The organism is Streptomyces sp. NPDC003284 (genome assembly GCF_053589675.1).
Genome location: NZ_JBSFSI010000022.1, coordinates 94,239 through 115,156, shown reverse-complemented (window position 1 = coordinate 115,156; position 20,918 = coordinate 94,239). Strand labels below are relative to the sequence as shown.

The 20,918-nt window shown below is 68.6% G+C and carries 9 protein-coding genes and 3 pseudogenes; 6 read left to right on the top strand and 6 right to left on the bottom strand.

Annotated features, from left to right (window positions below):
- Both ACWDYF_RS32010 and ACWDYF_RS32005 read left to right on the top strand, forming a co-directional pair.
- A partial coding sequence (locus ACWDYF_RS32010) for a transposase (protein WP_451584316.1) occupies nt 1–311 on the top strand: 311 nt, incomplete at its 5' end.
- 210 nt (nt 312–521) lie between these two features.
- Nucleotides 522–1,157, top strand: a complete 636-nt coding sequence (locus ACWDYF_RS32005) for a hypothetical protein (RefSeq protein ID WP_389474515.1) — start codon at nt 522–524, stop codon at nt 1,155–1,157.
- On the opposite strand, the gene ACWDYF_RS32000 is transcribed toward ACWDYF_RS32005, so the two are convergent.
- Complete coding sequence (locus tag ACWDYF_RS32000; protein WP_389474513.1) at nt 1,080–5,927, bottom strand: hypothetical protein; 4,848 nt, start codon at nt 5,925–5,927, stop codon at nt 1,080–1,082. The genes ACWDYF_RS32005 and ACWDYF_RS32000 overlap by 78 nt on opposite strands.
- Before the next feature lie 272 nt (nt 5,928–6,199).
- Nucleotides 6,200–6,395, bottom strand: a pseudogene (locus ACWDYF_RS31995) (hypothetical protein); the annotation flags it as partial.
- Between ACWDYF_RS31995 and ACWDYF_RS31990 the strand changes: the two are divergent.
- Nucleotides 6,369–6,730, top strand: a pseudogene (locus ACWDYF_RS31990) (hypothetical protein); the annotation flags it as partial. The pseudogenes ACWDYF_RS31995 and ACWDYF_RS31990 sit on opposite strands and share 27 nt — an antisense overlap.
- A 166-nt stretch (nt 6,731–6,896) precedes the next feature.
- Here ACWDYF_RS31990 and ACWDYF_RS31985 read toward each other — a convergent pair.
- Together ACWDYF_RS31985 and ACWDYF_RS31980 are read right to left on the bottom strand one after the other, a co-directional pair.
- Nucleotides 6,897–7,595, bottom strand: a complete 699-nt coding sequence (locus ACWDYF_RS31985; protein WP_389474518.1) for a hypothetical protein — start codon at nt 7,593–7,595, stop codon at nt 6,897–6,899.
- An 84-nt stretch (nt 7,596–7,679) separates the two neighbouring features.
- Nucleotides 7,680–7,973, bottom strand: a pseudogene (locus ACWDYF_RS31980) (hypothetical protein); the annotation flags it as partial.
- Here ACWDYF_RS31980 and ACWDYF_RS31975 point away from each other — a divergent pair.
- Nucleotides 7,910–8,311 (top strand): integrase, encoded by a 402-nt coding sequence (locus ACWDYF_RS31975; protein ID WP_389474511.1) that lies wholly within the window; start codon nt 7,910–7,912, stop codon nt 8,309–8,311. The pseudogene ACWDYF_RS31980 and the gene ACWDYF_RS31975 overlap by 64 nt on opposite strands.
- A 149-nt stretch (nt 8,312–8,460) precedes the next feature.
- Here the strand turns inward: ACWDYF_RS31975 and ACWDYF_RS31970 are convergent, their stop codons facing one another.
- Nucleotides 8,461–9,990, bottom strand: a complete 1,530-nt coding sequence (locus ACWDYF_RS31970) for a helix-turn-helix domain-containing protein (RefSeq protein WP_018564444.1) — start codon at nt 9,988–9,990, stop codon at nt 8,461–8,463.
- Nucleotides 9,991–10,452: 462 nt separating this feature from the next.
- Here ACWDYF_RS31970 and acnA point away from each other — a divergent pair, with 462 nt between their 5' ends.
- Together acnA and ACWDYF_RS31960 are read left to right on the top strand one after the other, a co-directional pair.
- Nucleotides 10,453–13,170, top strand: a complete 2,718-nt coding sequence (acnA, locus tag ACWDYF_RS31965; RefSeq protein WP_018564443.1) for an aconitate hydratase AcnA — start codon at nt 10,453–10,455, stop codon at nt 13,168–13,170.
- A 385-nt stretch (nt 13,171–13,555) separates the two neighbouring features.
- Nucleotides 13,556–16,840 (top strand): GH92 family glycosyl hydrolase, encoded by a 3,285-nt coding sequence (locus ACWDYF_RS31960; RefSeq protein WP_389474508.1) that lies wholly within the window; start codon nt 13,556–13,558, stop codon nt 16,838–16,840.
- A gap of 83 nt (nt 16,841–16,923) precedes the next feature.
- Here ACWDYF_RS31960 and ACWDYF_RS31955 read toward each other — a convergent pair whose 3' ends face one another.
- Complete coding sequence (locus ACWDYF_RS31955) at nt 16,924–20,727, bottom strand: GH92 family glycosyl hydrolase (protein WP_389474506.1); 3,804 nt, start codon at nt 20,725–20,727, stop codon at nt 16,924–16,926.
- Nucleotides 20,728–20,918: the final 191 nt, after the last annotated feature.

Sequence of the window (20,918 nt, the reverse complement as noted above, 5' to 3'; positions counted from 1 at the left end):
GGCGAGGACGGCCCCGACAGCGACCGGTCGCTGTCGGGGCCGTCCTCGCCGGCCGCGGCTACGACCACGACAAGTACCGCAAGCAGGTCTGGGCCATCGGGATCACCCCCGTCATCGCCCGCCGCGGCACCGAACACGGCTCGGGACTGGGAGTCCGCCGCTGGGTCGTCGAGCAGAGTTTCGCGCTGCTGCACCGGTTCCGCCGGTTACGCATCCGCTGGGAGATCCGCGACGACATCCACGAAGCCTTCCTCAGCCTCGCCTGCAGCATCATCTGCTGGCGACGACTGAGAAACCTCTCACTTTGTTAGGAGCTCTAAGCGGAGCCGCCCAGATGCTGGGCGGTCCACGACCTTGCACACCGCCTGCGCTGGTCACACTGGCGACGCCGACACCCCAAGCCCGTGCCCGAGCCTGCCACTACCGACGGCAAGCAACCGCCCAGTCACAGAGGTTCGTGTCCCCTGAACGGCGCGACATCGAGATGTCGCAAGGTCGGTGCCGGTGCATACTTCCTCACCGTGGAAATCACGACAGGCAAGCTGCGGCGCCTTCGATCTGGACCGGGCACCGAGGATGACGACGAACCCCGACCGTTTCTCGTGCGCCTCCGGTTCACTGCCGAGGACCCGGCCCAGGTCATCGACAACGCGCGTGCGGTACTGACGTGCGTCGTCTCCCAGATGGGTGACTGGCCGGCAGAAGAGCTTTGGCCGCAGCTGCTGCCAGCCTGGTTCATCCAGCGGTGGGCGCCCGAGCCCCCGGAACCGGAGGATGGCGAGCCCTTCGACATGGAGGCGTGGCTGCGTCAATGGCGCGCTATGACGCCAGAGGAGAGAGCGGCCGCCGACGGGGGCCCGTGGACGCTCTGGGGATGGTTGTACTACTTCGACCCGACCGAGGAAGGAATGGGAGACGATCGCAGCTGGTGGTGGTGCCACGCAGGAACCGGCGAGTCGGGCGGCTGGGTGGCGGCGTGGATCTCGTCTACGGGCCATAAGCAGCGGCTCGCCGTGATCGCGACCTACGGCTGGAGTACCAGGCGCAGGGTCGCGTGGTCGGCTCAGGCGAACGCCATGTCAATTTTGGCCGCCTCTCCCCGTGAGGGCGGTGAAAGCACTGTCGGACCTGGAAGCCCCAGTAGAACGCGCTACTGAAATCCAATCAGCCAAATCGACGGCACTTTCGAAGACTACTGCTGAGATTCCCGTATCTCTCGCGCGACGCAAGATTTCGCGTTCTTCGTCAGGCCGCAGGTGCGTTCCGCCGCTTGAATCTAGAACGGCATTTACGATTCGCAGCAGCAGCTGTTCCGCTTCGGAACGCGAGTCGGGTTCCTCATTTCCGGACCTGCCTGCCCCCGAAGGCCCGGCCGTACTGGCGCCGGGGTCGACTGTGAGGGCGCGGCGCCCCACCGCGATGGTATTTGCCAAATCTAGCACCACTTCCCAATCATCAGGCGCCTGCATTGCACCTGGATGGCCGAATAGTTCAATCTCTTCGTGTGCATTCAAAGGCCATTGGCCGTCTATTCCTAGTGCAAGATTGACCATTTGAACTAGTTCATCATTTTGGGTCAGGTCGCGCTCTGGATGACCTTGGGCGGATGCGCCTGCCCTTGACGCCCCTGTGCCGCTATTGCTGGGTTCTGGAACGGAGGCAAAACGTGCCAGCACCACGTTTTCTGCCATAGTTTGAGCAAAGTCCCAGTCGTGCGCGGTCTGAGAAAGGAGTGGATGGCCCACCATTGTCTGCACCTCCTCTACGCTTAGCGGGTCATGTCCAAGCACCAGAAGCGCAGTATCCACCATTTGCATTAGCTCCTCGTGAGCCGCCGCAGGCGCCTGCTCAAATCGCGCTTGATCTTCGACATCAAACTCGAAAATATCGCGTAGCATCTCCTGCAAATTGTCGGCACTCTGTTCCCGTAGGGGATCACCGACGGAACGCTCCCTTGAGCCTCTCGGCGAGTCATGCGCTACAGACGCCGACCTGCTGGAGCCAGCCGCACCCCTGGCCGTGCCGGAGGGAGTCGGCAAGCGCAGGTGATCCTGGCCAATGCCACCCATGACTCGATCTGGAGTGGCACCACCAAATATGTCTTCTTGTAGTGCCAGAGACCCGTCAGGCGCCCTACGGATATTGACGGAGATCATTTGCACCGGTTCGCCGGACGAATCCGCGGGGATCCGGCTGGGTCCCGCAGTCGGCTGTTGTTCCGGGCCGCGCATGACAACGAAAGGACCGGACCGCTCCCGCACGACTCGAGGGGACGAAGAAGGCAGCTCCCCGGTCCGATTTCTTCCGTGATTGGTCTGCCATTCATCGTGCGCGTCCGAAATCCTCTGAGCGGTGGCGTCATCGATCTTACGTGAAGGGTATTTCTCGGCAAAGAAGTACGCTGCGCCAGAGATGCTGCTCGTTGAATTCCTCTGGACGATCTCAACTCCTCCGTCCCTGAAGGCTTGAATCACATCAGGGTGGATTGTCCGATAGCCAACCCGTCTGAAGTGTCCACTCCAGTCTGCGAAGGCGCGCACCTGAGCAGGCAGCCGCCTCCTTGCATGACTGTTCAGGAACGAAGGGATGCGTCCACGGTTCTGTGGATCACCGAACCAAGCACGGATCTCATGAGCCAGCCGCGATCCTTCGTCTGCCGCCTCCGCCTCCGCCTCCGGGGCTGAAATCCTTCCGGTAGGTAGAGCAAGGTTCCAAGGGTTCGAGCTAGACGATTGATCAGGTGTAGGAGGCGGCGGCGAACCGAAGAGACTGTCGTTCTCGTCGTTTCGACCGGAGCGATTCGCTCCATACTGGTGATTGGGCGCCGGATCTATGAGTGCTTGCACGGTGGACGAAGTACTGGAGCTCGAATGACGAGGTAGAGCGAGAACTCCACCTGCGGGACCTACGAAAAGTGCGCGCGCTTCCACCGGTGCCGTCTGTGGTAGGTCTTCTGTTATGAAGCGGTGCTGTGCGGCGGTCATGTCGATCCAAACGACTCGAGGGGGACTCTGCGGGTCTTTCGGATGCAGGGAGTAGGCAGCCCATGAGTGTCCCATACCGGACAGGTGGCGATTGAGGATGAATGCGGCACTGCCCGGGGCATTCCCCAGCGTTTCTATTACGGAACGCCAGGAATCAACTTTCTGCCATCCCGGCCCTGCAGCGATCAAGCTCTCCTGGTGGTGAACCCCGAGTACGGCGTCGTCGACAGTGGTCGAGGGCCGAATTCCGTGAGGATAAAGTTGCTTCCTCAGTTCGTGTAGAAGCGTCAGGCACTCCTGGACCGTCATGTCATGCGGAGACTGTGTGGCATGCGCATCGGCGTTGGCTGTTGATCGCTCCTTGTGGGTTATCTGGGCCACATGACGCACGGCGGTTTCCACCTCCGTGATGCTCAGCGGGTGACGCTGGGTGCCCACAGTGCCTCGACGAAACTGGTCACCGTTAGACCCGGGGACGGTGTTCGAAATGGTGCGCCTGGCCACTTGGCCTTCGGTGTCGGTCGGCGGACGCAGCCTTTCGTCGGACAGGCCCGTGAGCGAGTTCTCCGCGCCGCGGAAGACGGAAGCCCTACCAACACCGGCATCTGCCACCACTGTCGAATCGGGGACCTCATTCCCTGTGTCCTTCCCGGCGCTGACTGCCTCTGCGGTGACTGCGGGGCCCTTCTCCGCTTCACTGGCCGTCGGTAGCGGGTGGTCGGGTGCCGCCACTGAGCGGGTGTCGGCACCCGATACGGGAATGCCTGAGCCGGGTTCGGCGTCGAGTAGAGGTCGGGAAGCCGCTCCGTGTGTCTCGGGCGTGTTCGCGTCGAGAGTGACCCGAATGTGGTCGCGAAGGTCGGTGAGGTGAGTGGCCGCCTGCTGCCAGTCGCGGCGGGCCGCCGCCGCGTCGGCGGGGGCGAGGAGGCGGCGCTGCTCGGCGGGCGTGATGCCCGCTTCGGCGGCGAGCTGCCGCAGGTGCTGCATCGCCTGGAAGGCGGCTGCGGGGCGTTCCAGGACGAGGCGCGTCCGGTCGGCGTCGTGCCGGGTCAGTTCCTCGGGTGCCTGCCAGCGGTGCAACGACTCTTCCAGCCGGGCCCGCTGACCGGCCTCGAGCGGAGGGCGGCCGGCGCCGGACTCGGTGGCCAGGCGCGGGGCAGGCGTGAGCGGGGCGGGACGGCCGTTCCCGGCCGGTGTCGCCCCGGGCGCCGCATGGCCGACGGTGAGCCGTTCGGGGATGTCGAGCCGTACCTGCCCCGACCGGGGGAACTGTGTTCCCGGCCCCGGCGACCAAGACGGGGCCGGTGTGCCGTTGCCGGTGGCCGGCAGGGCACTTGCCTGGAGCAGGGTGCTTTCGCCTGGCCCTGGAACGGCTCGGTAGGGCCGTGCTGGCACGGACCCGTCTTGCCTGGCACCGTCCCCGAACGGGAAGCCACCGGTGCTGCTGTCAGCGGGCCCGTGTCCGGGTGTCCTGTTGATCTGTGTGAGGTCGAGGTCGGTGAGGGAGGGTTTGTGGTGGGGGAGGTCGAAGCCGAGCTTCCCCTTGATCCAGTGGCCGAGTTTGGCCGCGCCGATGTGGCCGATCTCGCTGCCCAACGAGGCGCCTGCACCACCCACCGTGGTCATCCACGTGGTGGTGAATTGGCCCGTCTCGCTGAGGTTGAAGAACGCTTCCGCCCCGTTCATGGCCGCGGCCTGCAGCGCGGCCACCGGGAAGGCACGGACGAGTTTCATCAACAACGGCGAGGGCAGCGCGCCGGCCAGGCCGTGCGAGAGCGCGCTGTGCAGCCCGTCCAGGCCGGCCGGCATCCAGCTCAGCGCGGAGTCCAGCTCCCGGCCCAGCGTCCTGGGTCCGTGTCCCGCGTGCGCCATGAAGGTGTCCGCCCACCGCAGGCCGGCTTCTCCTGCCTGGTGCAGGCCCAGCCGCTCGCCGAAGGCCCGCGTGAACTGGTCGCCCACCGCGGTGCGGAACTCCTGCCGGGTCTTCTGCCACACCACCTCGTTCTGCAGCCGGATCGCCATCGGCACGCTCAGGCGGGCCATCTCGTGCCCGAACCAGTCGCCTCTCAACAGCTCGCGGGAGAGCGGATCGTTGTGCAGTCCGCCCAGGGCACCCTTGCCGAAGACCCCCGTCTCCGCGCCGAGCAGGGCTTTCTCCCCGCCGGATACGGCTGCCTTGCCGCCGGCACGGGCCGGTGCCGTCCCGGGGCCGTGCACACTCTTCTCGATGATCTGCTCGATGTTCTTGATCGATTTCGGACCGAGGAAGGGCAGTTTCCCGACGGCCTTGCCGATCGGTCCCACCACGAACGGCACCAGCGTGGACAGCGCACCCTGGATCGCCCCGAACTTCAGCGACTGATCGCGGTACTCGTCCGCGTGGGCCGTGTGCTTGCCCTGGGCCGCCAGGATCCAGCGGGTCAGACCGTCCAGAGATGCCGCGAGCACGACGTTCATGGCCATGATCGATGCGCTCTGTATGGCGACACGTGCCATGAACAGCTTCAGTTCCGAGATGAACACGTCCCGGAAGAAGAGTTCCAGGATCATCTTCTCGAACTGGGCCTCGATCGGGTCGAAGAACTCCAGGAGCAGGACGATCGCCAATTCGGCGAAGAACAGGGCCACCTGTTCCACGATCATCATGTTCGTGTAGTCGAGCTGGTACGCGAGCTCGTTGCCCGCGTCCGCGAGTTGCAGCGCGGTGTCCTTCAGGCCCTGTATATAGTCCGCGCCGTCTCCCGAGGCGAACCGCGAGATGGCCTGGACGTACGCATCGATCGCCTCGCCCTTCGCCCCCGACACCGTGGCACCCGCGACATCCGCGACGGCCCCCTGCAGACCGGTCAGGAACTGCGACACCGCCAGATGCGGAACTACAACCTCGGCATATATCCGCTCCGATGAGCCCTCAGGAACCGACATCCCCGTCAGCATGAGCACAAGACCATTGACCGCAGGATCCACAGCCACCGAAAACCCCCCGTATACATACAGAAAAGGAAGGCGCAGACAGTTGCACCGTGGCGCAGCTGTAGCACCACGGACGAATGTAAACCTCCATTTCTGATACGTAGTCGCAACCCGCAAGGTTCACGCGTCGCGGCGCCAGTTGAGGTCTGATCCGCTGGGGGTTGGGCCGATGCTGCTCGCCGAGGCGGAAGGCGCGCGGAGCTCGCGGCGGCGACGAGCTGCGAGCTGGCCGCCCGGGCGGCGGGCCGGTGGGTGAGCCGCTGCACGAGTGTCGGGAACAGGTGGTGCGTCGCCTCTGCGGCGAGGTGCTCTCGAAGCCAGTCCGACCGGGAGCCGCTGGCTGAAGCTGTGAATGGCGGCCTCCTGGGCCAGGTTCCGAAGCTGAGCGGTGCCGCCGGTTCGGACGGTGCCGGGGAGGGTCGGCACCTCGTCGAGCATGCCGCCACCCTTGGCATCGACATGGAAATCAGCGCACGCAAACCGGGACCAAGGGTTTCACCCCGATCCCAAAGTGGTGGGCGGTCCAGCGCACCTACGGCTGGCTCATGCTCCGCCGCCCGCCGCCCGCCGCCCGCCGCCCGCCGCCCGCCGCCCGCCGCCTGGCCCGCGAGCGAGAGACCTCCCCTGGCGCGACCCGACACCACAGACCAAACAGCCGATTCCGGCATGAAACATCAGGCGAAAACGACCTCAGCCCCCATGCGAGCTGCCGTTCTGGCGGCCAACTCGACCACAAAATAGAACGATTCCCCAGACCATCGGTTCCGGAGTGATCCAACCACCTCGGAGATCATTTCGTTAAGAGTTCCGAGGAGGGAGGCCGGGCTTCGTGCGTGGCAGCGCGGTCCGTGCGGTGCGTGGCCTCAGCCGTGCCGGGCGCACGCTACGGAATGCCGGAGCCCCGGCCGTACGAAGGCGGCCGGGGCCACGAGAGCCGGGTCAGCCGGTGGCTGTGGCCTTGGCGAGGGCGTTGTCGAGGTGGCGGTCGACGAGGGCAGGGGAGCCGGAGAGGACCAGCAGCACACTGCCGTCGCGGACCGCGGTCTCCTTGACCACGGTGCCCCTGCCCTCACTGGAGAACGTGAGGAGCTGGCTCCACTGCTCGTCGCCGAGTCCACTGGGCGCGGGCAGCTTCCGCGAGGCCATGTCGATCGTGGTGCCGCCTGCGACGACCTGATAGGTCGGGCAGTTGGTCATGGCGTCGAATATCCGGCTGATGCCGTCGGACAGCTGGGTCGTGCTGCCGCTGTACAACTCCTCGGACACCTCGGAGCCGCCGACGGAGTAGGTGGAGGTGGCCTTCGTCGTGCGCGGGAAGGCGAATGCGCCGCCGGTGGCCGCGTCGCCGCCCAGCTCGCTCAGGGCCGGGCAGCCCAGGACCGTCACGTCTCCGTGCCGAGCTGGGGGCTGCGGCTTGCGCACGTAGCCGTTGCGGAGTTCGCTGCCGTCCAGCAGGCGCATCTCCAGCACGGCTGACGAGAGCTGGGTGGGCTCCCGGACAGCGCCGGATGTCCTGCCCGAACGGGCGGGGGCGGCGCCCCGGTGCTCGGCGCCGATGGTGTCGGTGGAGCAGGCGGGTACGGAAAGGAGAGCGGCGGTGATGCCGAGGGCGGTGGTGGTGGCGGTGCGGATGCGCATGCGCATGCGGAACTGACCCCTTGATGCTGGGCGACGGGTGGTCAGTGCGGGCCCGAGGGCCCGGTGGGGTCGTGGGAGTAGGGGTCAGTGCCCGAGGTGGCGGAGGCAGTCCTCGAACGTGGCGTGCGTGGCGACGTCCGCCGGTCCGGAGTTCCGGTTGAACCAGGCGGTGTCGAGGCGGCTCTCCTGCTGCTGGTGGCCGGCCCGGCACCGCAGCCAGATCTGGTCGCGGGTGGAGAGGATGAGCCAGTCCCGGTACGCGCCGCACTCGCCGCAGGCGATCATCTCACCGTGGAGGACGAGTGGCTGCGTCCATGGCATCATCGAGCCACCCACCTGGTCGTGGCTGGGTACTCGCAGCTCCGGCGGAAGGAAGTCGCAACCTCCTGGTCACGGGACGCGAGCGGAAGGCCATCAACCGGAACTACTTCAACTCCTACGTGTGGAAGCCCGCTCTGGCCACGGCGGGCGTGATCGCCCCGCTGGACGAGGGCAGCACCGACGGTGCCCGCGTGTGGGAGCCGTCCCGGGAACACGGCTTCCACGCCCTGCGCCACTTCTTCGCCTCCGAGGAACTGGAGGCTGGCGAATCGGTCGTCTCCCTGGCACGCTGGCTGGGGCATTCCGATCCTGGGTTCACGCTGCGGAAGTACTCCCACTTCCTGCCGTGCGCCGGCGCACGAGGCAGCGCCGCCATCGACGCGATCTTCGCGTAGCTGCGGCCGTGGCCGGTCGGTAGAGCCCGTGGAGCGTGACGCGTAGTCCGCCGCAGGCCCAAAGTCCCAGAGAAGTCCCACAGATGCCGCCGCACCCCTCACTGAGCCGCTAAATGGCAGGTCAGACGGGGTGTGGCGGCATCGTCATATCAAATGTCCCGGAAGATCTCGATCTGCGCCCCGATCGAGTTCAGCCGCTCCGCGAGGTCCTCGTAACCGCGGTTGATGACGTACACGTTGCGCAGCACGGACGTGCCCTCGGCGGCCATCATGGCGAGGAGGACGACGACGGCGGGGCGCAGGGCCGGCGGGCACATCATCTCGGCGGCGCGCCAGCGGGTGGGGCCCTCGACCAGGACGCGGTGCGGGTCGAGGAGCTGGAGGCGGCCGCCGAGGCGGTTGAGGTCCGTCAGATAGATGGCGCGGTTGTCGTAGACCCAGTCGTGGATGAGGGTCTTGCCCTGGGCGGTGGCCGCGATGGCCGCGAAGAAGGGCACGTTGTCGATGTTCAGGCCGGGGAACGGCATGGGGTGGATCTTGTCGATCGGCGCCTCCAGCTTGGAGGGCCGGACGGTGAGGTCCACCAGGCGGGTGCGGCCGTTGTCCGCGACGTACTCGGGCGTGCGGTCGTGGTCGAGGCCCATCTCCTCCAGGACCGCCAGCTCGATCTCCAGGAACTCGATCGGGACGCGGCGGACCGTCAGTTCGGACTCCGTGACGACGGCGGCGGCCACCAGGCTCATCGCCTCCACCGGGTCCTCGGAGGGCGAGTAGTCGACGTCGACGTCGATGACGGGCACGCCGTGCACGGTGAGCGTGGTGGTGCCGATGCCCTCCACCCGGACGCCCAGCGCCTCCAGGAAGAAGCACAGGTCCTGGACCATGTAGTTGGAGGAGGCGTTGCGGATGACGGTCACGCCGTCGTGCCGGGCGGCGGCCAGCAGCGCGTTCTCGGTCACCGTGTCCCCGCGCTCGGTCAGCACGATCGGGCGGTCCGGGCGGACGGAGCGGTCGACCACGGCGTGGTACTGACCCTCCGTCGCGGCCACGTCCAGACCGAACCGGCGCAGCGCGATCATGTGCGGCTCGATGGTGCGCGTACCGAGGTCGCAGCCGCCCGCGTAGGGCAGCTTGAAGCGGTCCAGGCGGTGCAGCAGCGGACCGAGGAACATGATGATGGAGCGGGTGCGGACGGCGGCCTCGGCGTCGATGGTGCCCAGGTCGAGGTCGGCCGGCGGCACGATCTCCAGGTCGGTGCCGTCGTTGATCCAGCGGGTGCGCACGCCGATGGAGCCCAGCACCTCCAGGAGGCGGTAGACCTCCTCGATCCGGGCCACCCGGCGCAGCACCGTGCGCCCCTTGTTGAGCAGCGAGGCGCACAGCAGCGCGACACACGCGTTCTTGCTGGTCTTCACGTCGATGGCGCCGGACAGCCGGCGGCCGCCGACCACCCGCAGATGCATCGGGCCCGCGTAGCCGAGCGAGACGATCTCACTGTCGAGCGCTTCGCCGATCCGGGCGATCATCTCAAGGCTGATGTTCTGGTTGCCGCGCTCGATGCGATTGACGGCGCTCTGGCTGGTGCCGAGCGCCTCGGCGAGCTGCGCCTGCGTCCAGCCGCGGTGCTGCCGGGCGTCGCGGATGAGCTTGCCGATGCGTACGAGGTAGTCGTCTGCCATGGGGTTGAGGTTATCTCAGATATGAGATGGCACCTCTCGGGGGGTCCGTTCGGGTGATGTGCCGTCAGTCCGCCCTGCTCGCAAGGGTTCCGCGTCACCCGAACGGACCTGGCAAATCGCCCGATGTCGTACGACATCCGCTGTTGTGGTGGGTGTGTCGCGGAGTTCCGGCGCAGCCGTGCGGCGGGCGGGCCGGGTGGTGCCGGGCCGGGTGTCGGGCCGGTTGGTGTCGGGGCGTGCCGGGGCGCGCCTGGGCTCCGGAACGGGCCGTGGGCGCGGGGCGCGCATGACCTTCCGGGTCTCATGTACTAGAGTTATCTCGACATCGAGATATCTGCCGGGGAGCACCACCGCCGTCACCTGGGTAAGGGCTACCTAACTTAGGTCTACCTTAGCGGACTGGCCGAGTTGGCGTGGCGGCAGGATCGTGGTGGTACGCGCACATCAATGAAGGAGACTGTCGTGTCGGCGAACAGCTTCGACGCCCGCAGCACGCTGCACGTGGGCGACGAGTCGTACGAGATCTTCCGGCTTGACAAGGTCGAGGGCTCGGCCCGACTGCCTTACAGCCTGAAGGTCCTGCTGGAGAACCTGCTCCGCACCGAGGACGGCGCGAACATCACCGCCGACCACATCCGCGCCCTCGGCACCTGGGACTCCCAGGCCCAGCCGTCGCAGGAGATCCAGTTCACGCCGGCCCGTGTGATCATGCAGGACTTCACCGGTGTCCCGTGCGTCGTGGACCTCGCGACCATGCGCGAGGCCGTGAAGGAGCTGGGCGGCGACCCGGCCAAGATCAACCCGCTGGCCCCGGCCGAGCTGGTCATCGACCACTCCGTCATCGCCGACAAGTTCGGCACCAACGACGCCTTCCAGCAGAACGTCGAGCTGGAGTACGGCCGCAACCGCGAGCGCTACCAGTTCCTGCGCTGGGGCCAGACCGCCTTCGACGAGTTCAAGGTCGTCCCGCCGGGCACCGGCATCGTCCACCAGGTCAACATCGAGAAGCTGGCCCGCGTCGTCATGGTCCGTGACGGCAGGGCCTACCCCGACACTCTGGTCGGCACCGACTCGCACACCACCATGGTCAACGGCCTCGGCGTCCTCGGCTGGGGCGTCGGCGGCATCGAGGCCGAGGCCGCGATGCTCGGCCAGCCGGTCTCCATGCTGATCCCGCGCGTCGTCGGCTTCAAGCTGACCGGCGAGCTCCCGGCCGGCACCACCGCCACCGACCTGGTGCTGACCATCACCGAGATGCTGCGCAAGCACGGCGTGGTCGGCAAGTTCGTCGAGTTCTACGGCGAGGGCGTGGCCGCCACCTCCCTGGCCAACCGCGCCACCATCGGCAACATGTCGCCGGAGTTCGGCTCCACCGCCGCGATCTTCCCGATCGACGACGAGACCCTGAAGTACCTGCGGCTGACCGGCCGCAGCGACCAGCAGGTCGCGCTGGTCGAGGCGTACGCCAAGGAGCAGGGCCTCTGGCTTGACCCGAAGGCCGAGCCGGACTTCTCCGAGAAGCTGGAGCTGGACCTCTCCACGGTGGTCCCGTCCATCGCCGGTCCCAAGCGCCCGCAGGACCGCATCGTCCTGGCCAACGCCGCCCAGCAGTTCAAGTCGGACGTCCTCAACTACGTGGACGTCGTGGACGAGGCGGGCAAGGAGTCCTTCCCGGCCTCCGACTCCCCGGCCGTCACCCCGAACGGCGCGCCGTCCAACCCGGTCCAGGTCACCGCCCCCGACGGCACGACCTACACGCTGGACCACGGTGCGGTGACGGTCGCGGCCATCACCTCCTGCACCAACACCTCCAACCCGTACGTCATGGTCGCCGCCGCCCTGGTGGCCAAGAAGGCGGTCGAGAAGGGCCTGACCCGCAAGCCGTGGGTCAAGACCACCCTCGCCCCCGGGTCCAAGGTCGTCACCGACTACTTCGACAAGGCGGGCCTGACCCCGTACCTCGACAAGGTCGGCTTCAACCTGGTCGGCTACGGCTGCACCACCTGCATCGGCAACTCCGGCCCGCTGCCGGAGGAGGTCTCCAGGGCGGTCAACGAGCACGACCTGGCCGTCACCTCGGTGCTGTCCGGCAACCGCAACTTCGAGGGCCGGATCAACCCCGACGTCAAGATGAACTACCTGGCCTCCCCGCCGCTGGTCGTCGCGTACGCCCTGGCGGGCTCCATGAAGGTGGACATCACCAAGGACGCCCTCGGCACCGACCAGGACGGCAACCCGGTCTACCTGAAGGACGTCTGGCCCTCCGAGGCCGAGGTCAACGACGTCGTGGCCAACGCCATCGGCGAGGACATGTTCAACAAGTCCTACCAGGACGTCTTCGCCGGCGACGCGCAGTGGCAGGCGCTGCCGATCCCGACCGGCAACACCTTCGAGTGGGACGCCGAGTCCACCTACGTCCGCAAGCCCCCGTACTTCGAGGGCATGACGATGGAGACCACCCCGGTCTCCGACATCTCCGGCGCCCGGGTGCTGGCCAAGCTGGGCGACTCGGTCACCACCGACCACATCTCCCCGGCCGGTGCCATCAAGGCCGACACCCCGGCCGGCAAGTACCTCACCGAGCACGGTGTGGAGCGTCGTGACTTCAACTCCTACGGCTCGCGCCGGGGCAACCACGAGGTCATGATCCGCGGCACGTTCGCCAACATCCGCCTGCGCAACCAGATCGCGCCGGGCACCGAGGGCGGCTACACGCGCGACTTCACCCAGGAGGGCGCGCCGGTCTCCTTCATCTACGACGCCTCCCGGAACTACATCGACCAGGGCATCCCGCTGGTCGTCCTCGCGGGCAAGGAGTACGGCTCCGGCTCGTCCCGCGACTGGGCGGCCAAGGGCACCGCGCTGCTCGGCGTCAAGGCCGTCATCGCCGAGTCCTACGAGCGCATCCACCGCTCCAACCTCATCGGCATGGGCGTCCTGCCGCTCCAGTTCCCCGAGGGCCGCACCGCCGAGTCCCTCGGCCTGACCGGCGAGGAGACCTTCTCCTTCACCGGCGTCGAGGAGCTGAACAACGGCACCACCCCGCGCACGGTGAAGGTCACCACCGACACCGGCGTCGAGTTCGACGCGGTCGTCCGCATCGACACCCCCGGCGAGGCGGACTACTACCGCAACGGCGGCATCATGCAGTACGTGCTGCGCAGCCTGATCCGCAAGTAACCGGCAGGCGCACGGGCGCACTCGGGCCGCACCCCCGGCGAAGGGGGTGCGGCCCTCGCGCGTGCGGGGCGCGGCGGCGGGGGGAAGCGTGGCCGCCGGGTCCGCGAGCGGCCGGCCGGGCGCCGGGGGAGGACGCCGGACCGGGGCAGTGCTGGCTTGTGGTGGTGCCGTGGTGCGACAACGTTGTCTGACTGGTCTGTACATGACTGTACCGCCGTAACGGACAACGATGTCAAGCATCTTGGCCGACCGCCGCCCCCCGGAGGGCGCGGCACACGCCGGTGGAGCGCGCGGTCTTCCGCTGTACCACCGGCGCGCGCTACTGTCCCTGCGGCTTGTGTGCTCCGTGGTGCGCGACCCGTCCTGAAGGAGGAGGGGCCGCGTCATGCGTTTCCGTCCCATGTCCCTGCTGCTGGCCGCGGTACTCGCGGCCGGCGGCGCCACGCCCGCCCTCGCGGCGACCACCGCGCCCGGCGGATCCGGGGCCGCCCTGGTGAAGGACCCGACACCGTACGTCGATCCGCTGATCGGCACCAAGAACGGCGGCGACACCTTCCCGGGCGCCGTCACGCCCTTCGGCATGTTCTCCTTCAGCCCGGAGAACACCCGCGGCGACGCCACCCGCACCACCGCCCCCGGCGGCTACCACTACGACGCCACCCGCGTCCGCGGCTTCAGCCTCACCCACATGTCCGGCACCGGCTGCGCGGGCGGCAGCGGCGACATCCCGTTCTTCCCGTACGCCGGGAAGGTCACCACCTCACCGGCGAGCGACACCAAGGACGCCGTCTACGCCGCCGACTTCCAGCACCGCGACGAGCAGGCCGAACCGGGCCACTACCGGGTCGGCCTCGCCTCCGGGGTCACCGCCGACCTCGCCGCGACCGCCCGCACCGGCTCGGCGCGCTTCACCTACCCCGCGGACAAGCCCGCCTCGCTGCTGATCCGCACCGCCAACTCCGAGCTGGGCTCCACCGACTCCTCGGTCACCATCGACCCGGCCGCCCGCACCGTGTCCGGCTCGGTCACCTCCGGCAACTTCTGCGGCTACCTCGACCCGGAGGGCCAGCGCTCTTACTACACGCTCTACTTCACCGCCCGCTTCGACCGGCCCTTCACCGCCACCGGCACCTGGCAGGACGACAAGCTGACCCCCGGCGCCACGAAGGCCACCGGCGGCACCGGCGGCTTCTCGCACGGCGGACGGCCGGTGGCGGGCAAGGGCGCCGGCGGCTACGTCGAGTTCGCGCCCGGCACCGGCCCGGTCGGCGTCAAGGTCGGCATCTCCTATGTCAGCCAGGCGGGCGCGGCGGCCAACCTCGCCGCCGAGAACCCGCCCCGCCGCTCCTTCGACGCCGTCCGTGACGCGGCCCGCCGCGCCTGGCGCGAACGGCTGGGCGCGATCCAGGTCGGCGGCGGCACCACCGACGAGCGCACCACCTTCTACACCGCGCTCTACCACGCCCTGCTGCACCCCAACGTCATCAGCGACACCGACCGCCGCTACCGGGGCCCGGACGGCAAGGTGCACACCGTCGCCCGCGGCCACCAGGCGCAGTACGGCACCTTCTCCGGCTGGGACGTCTACCGCGACCAGGTGCAGCTGCTCACCCTGCTCAGCCCGCGCACCGGCTCCGACATCGCCCAGTCGCTGTACGAGCTGTCCCGGCAGAACGGCGGCGTGTGGGACCGCTGGCTGCACGGCGCGAGCGGCACCCACGTCATGAACGGCGACCCCTCGCCCACCGCACTGGCCGGCATCCGCGCCTTCGGCGGCACCGACTTCGACCTCAGGGGCGCGCTGGCCTCCCTGGTGAAGGCGGCCACCGTACCGACGGAGCAGGACCTCTCCCCGGCCGGCAAGCCGGTGCTCTCCGCCGGTCAGCGGCCCTCCCTGGACAAGTACCTCAAGCTGCACTACATGCCGTCCGTCTCCAACGCCTGGGGCGGCGCCGCCGAGACCCTGGAGATGTCCACGGCGGACTTCTCCCTCTCCCAGCTCGCCGCGACGGCCGGACAGAAGAGGACCGCGGACGCCTTCGCCGGCCGCGCCCAGTGGTGGCAGAACAACTTCAACGTCGCCGCCACCCCCTCCGGCGGCTACATCGCCAACCGCAAGGCCGACGGCAGCTGGGTGACCGGCTTCACCCCGGACACCGGCAACGGCTTCGTCGAGGGCACGGCCGCCCAGTACACCTGGATGGTCCAGCACGATCCGGCCGGGCTGTTCGCGGCCATGGGCGGCCGGGACGCGGCCCTCGGCCGCCTCGACGCCTTCTTCCACACGGACGGCGGCGGCTGGGCCTTCACGGGCCAGGGCGGCGACAAGGCCGCCATGGACAACGAGCCGTCCATCAACGTCCCCTACCTCTACGACTACGCGGGCGCCCCCTACAAGGCGCAGGAGACCGTCCGCGCCGCCATGCGGCAGCTGTGGACCACCGAGCCCGGCGGCATCCCCGGCAACGACGACCTGGGCGCCATGTCCGCCTGGTACGTCTTCTCCGCGCTCGGCATGTACCCGCAGGTGCCCTCCCGCTCCGAACTGGTCCTCGCCTCCCCGCTGTTCGAGCGCGCCGAGATCCACCGTCCGCAGGGCAACGACATCTCCGTGCGCGCCCGGGGAGCGGCGGCCGGATCGCCCTACGTGCAGTCCCTGAAGGTCAACGGCCGCACCAGCGACCGGCCGTGGCTGCCCGCCTCCTTCGTCCGCGACGGCGGACGCCTGGACTACACCCTCTCCTCGACACCGAACCGCGCCTGGGGCAGCGCCCCGTCCGCCGCGCCGCCGTCCTTCCGGCAGGGCGAGCAGCCGTACCAGATCGGCGTGGGCCCGACCACGGCGACGCTCGCCCCCGGTGAGAGCGCCGAGGTCACCGTCCGCGCGCTGGCGCTGAACGGCGGCCAGGGACCCGAGGCGCACTTCCGGGTCAGCACCCCGGCCGGTGTCACGGCGAGCCCCGCCGAGGGCACCGTCACCGGCGGCGCGCAGAAGATCACCCTCACCGCCGGGAAGGACACCGCGCAGGGCTACTACGACGCGCGCGTCACGGTGACCTCCGGCGAGCAGTCCTACGAGCAGCCCGTGGCCCTCACCGTCGCGGCCCCCGGCACCCTGCTCGCCGCCCGCGACAACACCGGCGTCTCCGACGACACCGGCGACCACGACGAGGCCGACTACGACGGCGGCGGCTGGAGCTACTCCCGCCAGGCCCTCGCCGCGGCCGGTCTCACCGCCGGCGGCCGGGGCACCGCGGACGGCCTCGCCTTCACCTGGCCCGGCTCGCCCGACGGCCGCCCCGACAACGTCTCCGCGGCCGGCCAGAGCATCACCCTGGACGCGCCCGCGTCCGCCCTGTCCTTCGTGGGCAGCGCGGTCAACGGCGACCAGCAGGCCAAGGCCACCGTCACCTACACCGACGGCACCACGGCCGAGACCGACCTCGCCTTCACCGACTGGACCGTCGGCGGGGGCGGCGGCACCGTCCAGTACGGCAACACGGTGGTCGCCAAGACCGCGTACCGCAATGTCGCGGGCGCCGACAAGGACCCGGTGGCCACCTATGTGTTCGCCACCCGGCCCTTCACGGCCCCGGCGGGCCGGCAGATCCGCTCGGTGAAGCTGCCGTCCGACACCGACCTGCACGTCTTCGCCCTCGCGGTGAAGTGACCGGCTGAGCCGCACGGCGGCAGCACGAAGGGGCGGGCCCGCCGGGACCCGCCCCTTGTGCTGTGCCGCGCACCGGGTGCGCGTCAGGCCAGCAGCTCCACCTCCGCCAGCGTCGCGGAACCGTCGAGCACCAGCCGGTACTTCTGGTACGTGCCCGGCGAGGCTATGGTGAACGGCCGGGTCTGCTTGTCCCAGGCGAAGGACTCGCCCGAGCGCCGGTCCAGCGTCCTGAAGTGCGTGCCGTCCGCCGACGCCTGGAGCGTCCAGCCCTTCGGCGCCTTCGTGCGGTCGCCCGACGAGGTCAGCGTGTACTGGACGGCCTTGGCGGCGCCGGTCACCGGCAGGTCCACCGTGGTCACCGTGGCGTCCGTGGCCGAGGTGTCGTCGAACAGCGCGCCCTCGCCCTTGAGCACGTCGGCGCGCGGGGCGGGCGCCTTGTCGCCGGTCGTGATCGACACCGGCGCCGCGTTCTTGCCGGTGCCCCACTTCGAGGGCCGCGGGCCCATGTCGAACTCCAGGACCCCGCCCTTGGACAGCAGCGAGTGCGGCAGGTTCGTGGAGTCCCACTTCTTGCCGTTGAACCGGACGCCCTGCACATAGATGTTCCGGGCGCTGTTGCGCGGCGCCTTGACGACCAGGTCGTGGCCGTTCTCCAGGTGCACGGTCGCCTTCGTGAACAGCGGGCTGCCTATCGCGTACTCGCCGCTGCCCATGACCAGCGGGTAGAAGCCGAGCGAGGAGAAGAGGTACCAGGCCGACTGCTCGCCGTTGTCCTCGTCGCCGTGGTAGCCCTGGCCGATCTCACTGCCCACGTACAGCCGGGAGAGGACCTCGCGGATCTTCTCCTGCGCCTTCCAGGGCTGCCCGGCCGCGTCGTACATGTACGTGACGTGGTGGGCGACCTGGTTGGAGTGGCCGTACTGGCCCATCCGCACGTCCCGCGCCTCGGTCATCTCGTGGATGATCCCGCCGTAGGAGCCGGCGAACTCGGAGGTGGCCGTCTCCGGGGTGGCGAAGTACGTGTCGAGCTTGTCCGCCAGGCCCTTCTGGCCGCCGTACAGGTTGGCCAGGCCCCGGCTGTCCTGCGGGGCGGTGAAGGCGTAGCCCCAGCCGTTCGTCTCCGTGTAGTCGTAGCCCCACACGCGCGGGTCGTACTTCGCGGAGTCGACGCGCCAGTTGCCCTTGGCGTCCTTGCCCTGGAAGAAGCCGGCCTTCGGGTCGAACATCTTCACGTAGTCCTGGGCGCGGTTGAGGAAGTACTGCGCCTCGTCCTTGTAGTGCTGCTGCCCGGTCTTCTTGTAGAGGGCCTCGCCCATCTTGGCGATGCCGTAGTCGTTGACGTAGCCCTCCATGGCCCAGGACAGGCCCTCACCGGTGGCGGTGCTGGTGTAGCCGAGGAAGGGCGAGGTGCTCATGCCCTTGCGGCCCACCCCGGAGGACGGGGGCACCACGGTGGCGTTCTTGACGGCCGCGTCGTACGCCGCCTTCGCGTCCATGGGGACGCCCTTGACGTACGCGTCCGCGAACGCCACGTCCGAGGAGGTGCCCGTCATCAGGTCGGCGTAGCCGGGGGAGGACCAGCGGGAGGTCCAGCCGCCGTCCTTGTAGCCCTGCACGAACCCGTCGACCATCTCACCGGCCTGCGAGGGCGTCAGCAGCGAGTACGCGGGCCAGGTGGTGCGGTAGGTGTCCCAGAAGCCGTTGTTGACGTACACCTTGCCGTCGACGATCTTGGCGCCGGTCTGCGTCGGTGTGTCCTCGCCGGTCATCGCCGAGAACGGGGAGGCGTAGCGGTCCTTGCCGCCGACCTTCTCGAAGCCCGAGTTCGGGTACAGGTACAGCCGGTACATGCTGGAGTACAGCGTGGTCAGCTGGTCCGGGGTGGCGCCCTGGACCTCGACCTTGCCGAGCAGCTTGTCCCAGGTGCGCTGGGCGCGCTGCTCGACCGTGCCGAAGGAGGTGCCCGCCGGGATCTCCTGGCGCAGGTTGTCCTTGGCCTGGTCGACGCTGATCAGCGAGGTGGCCAGGCGCAGCGTGACGCTGCGGCTCTTGCCCGCGTCGAAGCGGAGGTAGCCCTTGACGCCGGAGGACGAGCCGTCCTTGACGGGCTTGTCGAAGACGCCGTAGACGAAGAGCCGGGTGGCGCCGGTGGACAGCCCGGACTTCACGTCCGAGAAGCCGGTGACGACGCCGTGCTCCTTGTCCAGGGTCAGACCGGCCTGGTCGGTGACGTTGTCGAACAGGACGCTGGCGTCGTCACCGGGGTAGGTGAAGCGCAGCGCCGCCGCGTGGTCGGTCGGGGCCATCTCGGCCTTGACGCCGTTCTCGAAGGTGACGCCGTAGTAGTAGGGGTGCGCGGTCTCCTTCTCGTGCCGGAAGGGCAGCGCGCGGGCGGCCCGGCCGGTGTCCGGGGTGCCGGACGCGGCCGACGGCATCACCTGGAAGGTCTGCCGGTCGCCCATCCACGGGCTGGGCTCGTGGCTGGCGGCGAACGCCTGGATGGTGGGCAGGTTGTCGCTGTTGTTCGCACGTGCGTATTCGTACAGCCAGCTCTGCGAACCCGCGTTGGTGACCGGGGTCCAGAAGTTGAAGCCGTGCGGCACGGCGGTCGCGGGGAAGTTGTTGCCGCGCGAGAAGCTGCCGCTGGAGTTGGTGCCGCGGGTGGTCAGCGCGTAGTCGGCCAGGTGCGCCTCGGGGCGCTCGGGCGCGGCCTGCTTGATCGACACGTCGTCCAGCCAGCCGCGGAACTTCGCCGGGCCGGTGGGGGAGTCGTAGGCGAGCAGGACGCGGTCGACGGTCTTGCCGGCCGCGACCGACCCGATCCGCGAGGAGACGTTGTTCCACTGGTTGACGTAGAGCGTCTTGGCGGCGCCCTGCGCCTGCGGGCTCAGGGCGAAGCCGTGCTGGTCGGTGGCGCCGAGACGGCTCAGATAGGTGCCGTCGGTGAAGGCGAGGTCGACGGAGACGTTCGTGGCGTCGTAGTCGCGGTCGCCGTCCGCCATCGACGGGAAGAGGCGGTAGGACAGCTGGGTGTCCCGGGTGACCTTGACGTTCACATCGAAGATCTTGTTGTACGAGTAGGCGCGGCCCTTGGCGGTGTGCCGTCCGGCGTAGCGCAGGGCCCGGGTGCCGGTGTAGCCCGCGCCGGCCTTCGCGGTCGGCGAGCCGCTGGGGCCGCGGTCGGCCAGCGAGAGCATGTCCGGCGGGGTGGACCCGCCGTCGTCGCCGGTGGAGAACTGCACATCGGCGAGCTGGAGTATGCCCGAGGCGCCGTTGTTCTTGCTGATGTCGAGCCGGAAGTGCTGGTACTCGGCCGGGGCGGCGAGGTCGTAGGTCCTGGTCTGGAGCCGCTGGGCGAAGGATTCCCCGGAGCGGCTGTCGACGGTCTTCCAGTCCTTGCCGTCGGCGGAGCCCTGGAGCGTCCAGTCCTTCGGGTCGCGCTCGCCGTAGTCATTGGCGGAAGTGAGAGCGTATCGAGTGATTTTTATGGGTTTGTCGAGGTCGAACTCCACCCAGCCGGTGGATTCGAACGCGAGCCATTTGGTGCCCGGCTCGCCGTCGACCAGGTTCTCCTTCACCTCGCCCGAGCCGCTGTTCTCGGCGCTGGCCCGCAGCCCGGTGACATGGTCGTCGACATTGCCCGGGATACCGGTGCTGTAGCCGCCGTCCACGCCCGAGGCGCGCTTGCCGCCGTCCCGCCCGGTGTCGACCGTGTTCAGCCAGTCCGGTGCCGGGTCGCCGGACTCGAACGAGGACGTGAACTCCCGGTCCGCCGCCGGGGCCTTGCCCGGCAGGGCCACCGCCGCCCCCTGGGAACCCGCGGCCAAGGCGAAGGCGGCCGTGACCACGACCGCCGGACTCCATCTGTGCCGTACTCTGCGCTGCATACGAGGGCACCCTCCCTGGTTCTTCTGGCGCCGGACAACGTTGTCAAATTCGGCGCAAGCACCAGTAGGGAGTCAAGTGGCCAGGGATGTCAAGGGTGTTGGGTGCGGCATTCGGGCGTGAAGTCCCGGATATTTCCGTCAAGGACCCCCACAGGGGGTTCATATTTCCGTGAGGTCTCAACTCGGAAAAG